This window comes from Rathayibacter tanaceti (assembly GCF_001634385.1).
Taxonomy (GTDB): Bacteria; Actinomycetota; Actinomycetes; order Actinomycetales; family Microbacteriaceae; genus Rathayibacter; species Rathayibacter tanaceti.
In genome coordinates this window covers 1-7446 of sequence record NZ_LIIN01000133.1, presented here as the reverse complement: position 1 = coordinate 7446, position 7446 = coordinate 1, and the positions used below count along the sequence as shown (strand labels likewise).

The following is a 7446-nucleotide window of genomic DNA, read 5'->3' as shown; positions in this document are numbered from 1 at the left end:
CGACGTCTCCGCCGTGATCGCCTCGTCGCGCACCAGCACCCGCGTGCGCGCGCTGCTGGCCGAGCGCGCCCTCGCCGACGATCCGCAGTACCGGCCTCGGGTGCTGAGCACGCCGCAGCTCGCCGAGCTGCGCGCGATCGCCGACCGCGTGGTGCCGCAGGAGCCCGCCGTGCCGCAGGAGCGCGTCGCGCCGGAGGAGGGACGGATCGACTTGGCCGCGCGGGTGGACGCACAGCTCGCCGACGGCGAGGGCGACGGCTGGCGCAACGCGGGCCTCCCCGCCGACCCAGTGGCCTACGGGCTGGCACTCGACGCGCTCGCCGGCTTCGACGCGCTCTCGACCGACGAGCAGGACGCGCGATTGCGGGCCCTCGCCGACGGCGCGGTCGCGGTCGGCGCGCTCACGGCCGACCAGCTGACCGCCTGGTTCGAGGACTGCCGCGTCGACCTCGTCCGGCACTGGCTGGCGCATCCCGCCTCGATGGCGCGGATCGGCTACGACGGCTACGCGACGGGCGGTGACACGCTCCCCCTGATCACCGGGTTCCGGATGCTCGCGGCCGACGACCACGAGGCGTGGGAGCCGGGGAGCGCGCGATGACGACCACCACCGGCATGCGCCGCTTCGCCCTCGACGAGACGGTCGACGCCGTCGTGATCGGCACCGGAGCCGGCGGAGCGCCTCTGCTCTCAGTGCTCGCGGCGCGGGGGCTGCGCGTGGTCGCCCTCGAGGCCGGTGCCCACCTCGATCCGCTCCACCACACCGCGGACGAGACCGCCGCGACCGAGATCAACTGGATGGAGGAGCGCCTCAGCGCAGGCACGACCCCCACCGCGTTCGGACCGAACAACAGCGGACGCGGCGTCGGCGGCTCGACTCTGCACTGGGGAGCGTTCACGCCGCGGCCCGACCCTCGCGACCTGCGGTTGCAGAGCGAGGCGGGCGTCGGACGAGACTGGCCGATCACGTCGGCGGAGCTCACTCCGTACCTCGAACGAGTGGAGGCGGACATCGGCGTGGCGGGGCCGACGGAGTACCCGTGGGACCGCTCCCGCCGCTACCAGCAGGGACCGCTCGCGCGGAACGCCTCGGCCGACATGATGCTCCGCGGCTGCGCGGCGATCGGGATGCGCGCGACCGATGCCCCCACGGCCGTGCTGAGCGCGGCGCGCGGCGGCCGCCCCGCCTGCGTCAACTGCGGCCAGTGCCACCAGGGCTGCCGCACCGGTGCCAAGGCGAGCATGGACACGACCTACCTTCCGGAGGCAGTGCGCGCGGGCGCCGAGATCCGAGCCGACTCGTTCGTGCACGGCATCGAGCTCGACGCAGCCGGGCGCGTCAGCGCCGTGCTCTACACGACGGAGGGCGTCGAGCGTCGGCAGCGCTGCTCCGCTCTCTTCCTCTGCGCGGGCGGAGTCGAGACGCCGCGCCTCCTGCTGCACACCGGTCTCGCGAACGGCAGCGGGCAGGTGGGGCGGAACTTCCTGGCGCACGGGGCGACGCAGGTGTGGGGAGCCTTCGAGAGTGAGATGCGCGGATACCGCGGGTACCCCTCCTCCGCGATCACCGAGGACACCGTGCGCCCGACCGACGCGGACTTCGCGGGCGGCTACCTGATCCAGAGCCTCGGAGTGATGCCTCTGACCTACGCGACCTCGCTCGCGCGCGGCGGCGGGCTCTGGGGCCGCGAGCTGATGGCGGCGCTCGACGGCTACCGCTTCGCAGCGGGAGTCGGGATCAACGCCGAGTGCCTCCCGGCCGAGGGCAACCGGCTGGAGCTGAGCGACGAGCGGGATGAGCACGGGGTGCCGAAGGCGCGCATCACGTTCTCGGCGGGCTCGAACGAGGAGGCGATCGAGCGGCACGCGATCCGGACGATGACCGCGATCGTGGAGGCGGCAGGCGCGACCAGCACGCGAGTGCTCGCCCGGACGGCGCACACCCTCGGCACGGTGCGGATGGGCGCCGACCGGGACGACGCGGTGGTCGACGCGGACGGGCGCAGCTTCGACGTACCGAACCTGTGGGTGTGCGACAACTCGGTGTTCCCGAGCGCGCTGATCGCGAACCCGGCGCTGACGACGATGGCGCTCTCGCTGCGGACGGCGGACCGCTTCCTGGCGTAACGGTCTCCGCTATGGTTCCGCCGAAACAGCGGCCTCGGATGGGATCGTGCCGAGGACATCGCCGTCGCGGAGTATCCGCGCGATCCGGGCGAGCCGCCCGTACGCCCCCAGCGCGACCGGCGCCGGGGAAGAGCGCAGAGCATCACCATCCCGTTCCTCCTCGGAGCTCAGCCACACGGCGCGGTCCTCGCGGGCCCGGCGGTGGTGGGCGTGGCGACGCTGCTCAGGCAGCTCCTCGCGGAGCCGCGCCAGGGCGCGTCGCGTCCGTCCCCTACACGTCGTGAACCAGGGACCCCGACATGAAGGGGGCGGAGCCACCCGATCCCGGCGATCCGCGACCGGGGGAGCCCTGTGGAGGGACGTTCACCCGCCGAAGCCTCGGCGCAGCAGCCCGCGCCGAGGCTCAGCAGCGCGCCTGCGCCGCCCCTACTCTCCCTCCGGGTAGTCCGTTCCGCGGCTCAGCGACTCCCAGGCGTCGGCGTCGGCGCGGAGGGCGTCGAGCGCCGAGCGGAACGCGTCGGAGGCGTCGGAGCCGAGTAGGAGCAGGGACGGCGTCGATTCGGACTCGACCACCCGGATCAGCGCCTCCGCGGCTCGCGCAGGGTCGCCCTTCTGCGTCCCGTGCACCGTGTCGTTCTCCTTCCGGCGCCGGCCCGCGGTCTCGGCGTAGTCGGCGATCGGAGTCGCAGACTGAGTGAGGGAGCGGCCCGCGAAGTCGGTGCGGAACCCGCCCGGCTCGACCGAGAAGGCCCGGATGCCCAGCGGCGCGACCTCCTTGCGCAGCGACTCCGTCAGTGCCTCGATCGCGCCTTGACGGCGGAGTAGTAGCCCGAGCCCTCCGGCGAGAGGCGCGCGCCGATCGAGGACAGGTTCACGATCGTGCCGGAGCGGCGCTCGCGCATCCCCGGCAGGACGGCCTTGATGGTGCGGACCGTGCCGAAGAGCTGGGTGTCGAAGAGCTGCCGAACGGCCGGCTCCTCGCCCTCCTCCACAGCGGCGCGGTAGCCGTAGCCGGCGTTGTTGACGAGGACGTCGATCCCGCCGAAGCGCTCCTCGGCGGCGGCGACCGCGGCGGCGACCTGCGCGTCGTCGGTGACGTCGAGCGGCAGGGCCAGGGCGGTCTCCGCGAACGGCCCGGTGATGTCGCGCACGGAGTCGACGTCGCGTGCGGTGACGACGGCCCGGTCGCCATGGGCGAGGACGGCGGTCGCGAGGGCGCGGCCGAGGCCGGTCGAGCAGCCGGTGATGAGCCAGATGGTCATGGTTCCTTCTTCCTGTGAGGTGGGATCCTGCCCGTCCAGCATTCCAGTGCTCCCGAGCGATCGGCCGACAGGGGTGGACGGCTCACATGTACCGCCCCGCCACCTCCGCGAGGCACTCGCGGAAGACCCGCACCGCCGGTGACGCCAGCTGCGCCTCCCGCTGCGCCGTGAAGATCGTGCGGCGGGGAGCGCCCGGCAGCTCCAGCAGACGGCAGTCCGGCTCGGCGCCCGCCCAGACCAGGTCGGGCATCAGCGCGACCGCGTTGCCGGACGCGGCGAGACGGATCTGCGCCTGGAGGTCGGCGGTCTCGAAGCGGACGTCGGGCTCGAAGCCGGCCACGCGGCAGGTCTGCTCGGCGAAGTGGCGGCTCGCGGTGCCGCGCGGCTCCATCACCCAGGCGCAGTCGCGGGCCGCGGCGAGGTCCACGACGGCGGAGTCCCGGCTCACCGCGAGCCGGATCGCGTCGGTCGTCAGATCGCTGCGCACCAGGCCCGGCAGCCACGAGGTCGAGTGCCCGGGGTACTGCTCGGCGACGACGAGGTCGAACTCGCGCGCCCACGAGGTCTCGTGCAGCGCTCCCTCCGGCTCGCGCTGCACCATCTCGACCCGCACCTCCGGGAAGCGCTCGGCGACGGCCCGGAGAGCGCCCGGCATCAGCGCGAGCGCCGCGGACTGGAAGACTGCGACCCGCACCCGCCCGGTGACCGACTCCCCCGAGGCCGCGAGCGCCGCCTCCGCCCGCTCGAGCAGGGCCAGTACCTCACCGGCCGCCGCCACGAGGATCTCGGCCTGCGGCGTCAGCTGCACGCGCCGGCCCGCCTTGCGCAGCAGTTCCACTCCGGTCTCGCGCTCGAGCACCGAGAGCTGCTGCGAGACGGCGGAGGGACTGTAGGCCAGAGCCTCCGCGGCGGCGGCGAGGGTGCCGCGGATGGCGACCTCGCGCAGCAGGACCAGGCGGCGGACATCGAGCACGGCACCGCTCCCATCGTTCAGCAGAACTGACCGGTACCGGTAAGGAACGGTCGCTTCTGCTCAACGGTACCCGGTCGAATACTGGAGGAACCGCTTCCCTCGCAGCAGAAGGACCGCACCATGACGGATCTCGCCAGCCCCGCACTCGGCACCGGCCCCGGCAGCACCGGCCCCTCGCCCGACTCCGTCGCTCCGCGGCTCGTCGACGAGAGCATCGCCCTGGTGCGGCGCTGGCTGCGCGAGGCCGCGGCGATCCCCGTGGACGCCTCCGGTGCGCGGCTGGCCGGCGTGCTGAAGGACCCGTCGGGCCTGGACTTCACGGTCGGCTTCGTCGACGGAGTCGTCCGCCCCGAGGACACCAGGGTCGCCGCGGCGGCGCTGAAGGCGATCGCGGGCGGCGTGCCGGGCTTCCTCCCGGCTCCGATGCGCGCCGCGGTCGCCCTCGGCGGCGTGATGGCGCCGCTTCTCCCGGACGTCGTAGTGCCGATCGCGCGCCGCGTGCTGCGGCGGATGGTCGGCCACCTGATCATCGACGCGACCGACTCACGGCTCGGCCCGGCGATCGCCGCGATCCGCCGCGACGGCGTGCGGCTGAACATGAACCTGCTCGGCGAGGCCGTGCTCGGCCGCGCGGAGGCGCAGCGCCGCCTCGAGGGCACGCACCGCCTGCTCGCGCGCGACGACGTCGACTACGTCTCGATCAAGGTCTCCTCGAGCACCGCTCCGCACACCCCGTGGGCGTTCGACGCCGCGGTGGACGACATCGTCGCCGAGCTGGCGCCGCTGTTCGCGCGGGCCGCCGCCGCCTCGCCGCAGAAGTTCATCAACCTCGACATGGAGGAGTACAAGGACCTCGACCTCACCATCGCGGTCTTCACGCGGATCCTCGACCGGCCCGAGTTCGCGGGCCTCGAGGCCGGCATCGTGCTGCAGGCCTACCTTCCTGACGCGCTGTCGGCGATGATCCGCCTGCAAGAGTGGAGCACCGCCCGTCGCGCGCGCGGCGGCGCCGGCATCAAGGTGCGCCTGGTCAAGGGCGCGAACCTGCCGATGGAGCAGGTCGAGGCCTCGGTGCACGGCTGGCCGCTCGCCACCTGGAGCAGCAAGCAGGACTCGGACACGAACTACAAGCGTGTGCTCGACTACGCGTTGCAGCCCGAGCGGATCCGCGCCGTCCGGGTCGGCGTCGCCGGGCACAACCTCTTCGACATCGCCTACTCGTGGCTGCTCGCCGGCGAGCGCGGGGTCCGCGACGGCATCGACTACGAGATGCTCCTCGGCATGGCGCAGGGCCAGGCGGAGGCCGTGCGCCGCACGGTCGGGTCGCTCCTGCTCTACACGCCCGTCGTCGCGCCGGCCGAGTTCGATGTGGCGATCGCTACCTGATCCGCCGGCTGGAGGAGGGGGCGTCGAGCCAGAACTTCATGTCGGCCGTCTTCGAGCTCGAGGCCGACCCGGCGCTCTTCGCGCGGGAGGAGGAGCGGTTCCGCGCCTCCGTCGCCGGCCTCGACACAGCGGTGCCGCCCGCGCATCGCGTGCCCGACCGGTTCGCCGCGAGCGGCCGCCCGGGGCTCGGCGACTTCCGCAGCACACCCGACACCGACCCGTCGTCGCGCGAACGCGAGTGGGCGCAGGGGATCCTCGCGCGCGTCCCCTCCTCGCGCGCAGGCGTCGAGGCGATCGAGGCCGCCACGATCACCACCCGCGGCGAGCTGGAGTCGGTGCTCGCCGGAGCTCGCGCGAGCGGCTGGAGCGGCGTGCCGGCCGACGAGCGCGCCCGCGTCCTGCACCGCGCCGGCGACGAGCTGGAGGCGCGCCGAGCCGAACTGCTGGAGGTGATGGCGGCCGAGGGCGGCAAGACGATCGACCAGGGCGACCCCGAGGTCTCGGAGGCCGTGGACTTCGCGCACTACTACGCCGAGCGCGCCCGCGAGCTCGACGCGGTCGACGGCGCCCGCTTCCACCCGTCTGCGCTGACGCTGGTCGCTCCGCCGTGGAACTTCCCGGTGGCGATACCGGCCGGCGGCGTACTCGCCGCGCTGGCCGCCGGCTCCGCTGTGGTGCTCAAGCCCGCAGGTCCCACCGCGCGCTGCGGTGCCGTGGTGGCCGAGGCGCTGTGGGCGGCGGGAGTGCCCCGCGAGGCGCTGCGACTGCTCCGTCTGCCGGAGGAGGAGCTGGGACGGGACCTGATCGCCTCCCCCACGGTGGACCGCGTGATCCTCACCGGCGCCTACGAGACAGCAGAGCTGTTCCGCTCGTTCCGCCACGACCTGCCGCTGCTCGCCGAGACCAGCGGCAAGAACGCGATCGTCGTCACGCCCTCGGCCGATCTCGACCTCGCGGTGAAGGACGTGGTGGCGAGCGCCTTCGGGCACGCCGGACAGAAGTGCTCGGCCGCCTCGCTCGTGGTGCTGGTCGGCTCCGTCGCCCGCTCGACGCGGTTCCGCGCGCAGCTGCTCGACGCGGTCTCCTCCCTCACGGTCGGCTACCCGACCGACCCGGCCACGCGGATGGGCCCGGTGATCGAGCCCGCCGGGGGCAAGCTGCTCCGCGGCCTGACGACGCTCGGCGCGGGCGAGAGCTGGCTGCTCGAGCCACACCGGCTCGACGACTCCGGCCGGCTGTGGAGCCCGGGCGTGCGCGACGGCGTGCGCCGCGGCTCCGAGTTCCACCGCACCGAGTACTTCGGGCCGATCCTGGGGATCATGACGGCGGCGACCCTCGACGAGGCGATCGCGCTGGTGAACGAGGTCGACTACGGGCTCACCTCGGGCCTGCACGCGCTCGACCCGGACGAGATCGGCACCTGGCTCGACGGGATCGAGGCCGGGAACCTGTATGTGAACCGCGGGATCACCGGCGCGATCGTGCAGCGCCAGCCGTTCGGCGGCTGGAAGAAGTCGGCGGTCGGGCCCGGCACGAAGGCGGGCGGGCCCGATTACCTGCTTGGGCTGGGCTCGTGGAGCCCGGCGCCGGCGGAGGCGACGGCTCCGGTCGTCGGGCCGGCCGCCCGGCTGCTGGCGGCGGCTCGCGGCGAGCTCTCGGAGGAGGAGTACGCCGGTGTCGAGCGGACGGCCCGCAGCT

General features: G+C 73.8%; 5 protein-coding genes and 1 pseudogene. 3 read left to right on the top strand and 3 right to left on the bottom strand.

Going from position 1 to position 7446, the window contains the following annotated elements; all coding sequences use genetic code 11:
* Together ACH61_RS13085 and ACH61_RS13080 are read left to right on the top strand one after the other, a co-directional pair.
* Positions 1–601: gluconate 2-dehydrogenase subunit 3 family protein (locus ACH61_RS13085; protein ID WP_236713687.1), on the top strand; the 601-nt coding region annotated here is incomplete at its 5' end.
* The gene (locus ACH61_RS13080) at positions 598–2127 is read left to right on the top strand and encodes a GMC family oxidoreductase (protein ID WP_068212736.1); all 1530 of its coding nucleotides are present in this window, start codon (positions 598–600) and stop codon (positions 2125–2127) included. The genes ACH61_RS13085 and ACH61_RS13080, both read left to right, overlap by 4 nt.
* Positions 2128–2553: 426 nt before the next feature.
* Here ACH61_RS13080 and ACH61_RS19115 read toward each other — a convergent pair whose 3' ends face one another.
* From ACH61_RS19115 to ACH61_RS13070, 3 genes are all read right to left on the bottom strand, one after another.
* Positions 2554–2754 (bottom strand): Rossmann-fold NAD(P)-binding domain-containing protein, encoded by a 201-nt coding sequence (locus tag ACH61_RS19115; RefSeq protein WP_330220173.1) that lies wholly within the window; start codon positions 2752–2754, stop codon positions 2554–2556.
* Positions 2755–2918: 164 nt separating this feature from the next.
* A complete protein-coding gene (locus ACH61_RS19110; RefSeq protein ID WP_330220172.1) occupies positions 2919–3389 on the bottom strand; it encodes an SDR family NAD(P)-dependent oxidoreductase in 471 nt (156 codons plus the stop codon).
* 82 nt (positions 3390–3471) lie between these two features.
* Complete coding sequence (locus ACH61_RS13070) at positions 3472–4362, bottom strand: LysR family transcriptional regulator (protein ID WP_068212733.1); 891 nt, start codon at positions 4360–4362, stop codon at positions 3472–3474.
* A 120-nt stretch (positions 4363–4482) separates the two neighbouring features.
* Between ACH61_RS13070 and ACH61_RS13065 the strand changes: the two are divergent.
* Positions 4483–7446: pseudogene (locus tag ACH61_RS13065) on the top strand (bifunctional proline dehydrogenase/L-glutamate gamma-semialdehyde dehydrogenase); the annotation flags it as partial.

Coding starts and splice junctions, on each gene's coding strand:
- ACH61_RS13080 (WP_068212736.1), top strand. CDS start 598: ATGACGACCACCACCGGCATGCGCCGCTTCGCCCTCGACGAGACGGTC.
- ACH61_RS19110 (WP_330220172.1), bottom strand. CDS start 3,389: ATGACCATCTGGCTCATCACCGGCTGCTCGACCGGCCTCGGCCGCGCC.